Source organism: Acinetobacter sp. OYA S30 (assembly GCF_033599315.1).
Classification (GTDB): Bacteria; Pseudomonadota; Gammaproteobacteria; order Pseudomonadales; family Moraxellaceae; genus Acinetobacter; species Acinetobacter baumannii.
In genome coordinates, this window is sequence record NZ_JAWVAV010000109.1 from 1 (window position 1) to 1,363 (window position 1,363).

The following is a 1,363-nucleotide window of genomic DNA, read 5'->3' on the forward strand; positions in this document are numbered from 1 at the left end:
GCTGCTGTGCCGCAGCGGTGAAGCCTGCCCGAAAAGCGGCTACTGGCAGATCGCCTGGATACCGCATACGGGTATCAGTCAGGAAGAGATCCGTTACTTTGCCGAAGGTGAAACCATGCCGATGGATATTGTTGAGAGGCTGCATCCGCGTCCGTGGCCGTTCAGTGATAAACGGGTGCGTGAGGAACGCGCAGTGGAATGGCGGCTGGTGGGAGAGGCGTAAGTCTCCGGCTTAAACCCGGGAAGATATTCCCGGGTATTTCAGGGAAGGATAAAAGACAATGTCATTACCGAGACGAACATACTGTTCAGCAGGCGTATTGCTGACCTGCCTGTTGCTCGCGGCCTGCGATCAGACAACGGTCGCTCCGGCCGGCCATAAACCCGCCGTGGACCCGTTATCAACGATCAATGCCCGGCTGGCGTTTACCTGCAAACATGAAAATATTCCGCAGCCTTCTGTGGACAGTGAGATTTTATTTAAGTACGCGCGCTGGCTGCAGAAGAATAACCAGTTAAAGGAAGACGCAAAAGTCGATGCAGAAATTGAACGGCTTTACCGTATAGCGGCAGAGAACGGGCACTACAGGGCCAATATTAATCTGCAGAATGGTGCGATGCGGGGGCATTTCCATCTCAGCGGCGCTGAGCGTCTGCGGATGAGCCAGGCGCTAATCGATGCCGGTGTGGCTTCAGGTTATTACTTTGTCGCGGTTTATCTGCAGCACGGCGCTGCGGGATTACAGCAGGATGACGAGATGGCGCTGCGTTATTACCGCAAGGCCGCGGATGAGGGGAATGCACAGGCTCAGGCTTACGTTGGGAAGAAATTATCTCCAGTCCAAATGGCGCCGGATATTGCCCGTCAGATGCTTCATTGTGCTGCTGAACAAGGTGAGGGAGTGGCTGCAAATTCATTAGGAAATATTTATGCGATAGAAAAAAAATATAAGGAAGCAATAGAGTCATTTCAACTAGGAACTGCTGCTGGCAATCCGGGGGCAGCCAGTTTTTTAGCCAGTGGATTTAATGGTCCTGAACCGTCAGAAACACTTGATTACTTAGGGTTGAAAAAAGATCAAGAGCGAGCACTCCGCTATGAAAAAATCTGGAAAATCCTGTCTGATTATTCCTACGCCAGTCCAACTGTCCCGGAAATCAACGACATTGTGCCGTTGCCACCGGCACCGCTGCCAGCCTGGGACGGTAAACTAAAATGGCTGGAAGAGCGCAAGGCCAATATTCCGCCAGCCAAACCGGGTGAATCGCTTATTGCAGAGCTGGCAAAAGCAAAACAGTTAAACCCGGTAACGGGTAAGCCGCTGCCTTCGTCACCCCATTTTAATAAGGATGATGTCGCCCT

General features: G+C 52.0%; 2 protein-coding genes. Both read left to right on the plus strand.

The window, feature by feature from the left end:
• The coding region (locus tag R5R67_RS19325) for a hypothetical protein (protein ID WP_318755191.1) at positions 1-223 on the plus strand (223 nt) is incomplete at its 5' end.
• Between the two features lie 58 nt (positions 224-281).
• A partial coding sequence (locus tag R5R67_RS19330) for a DUF6396 domain-containing protein (RefSeq protein ID WP_318755192.1) occupies positions 282-1,363 on the plus strand: 1,082 nt, incomplete at its 3' end.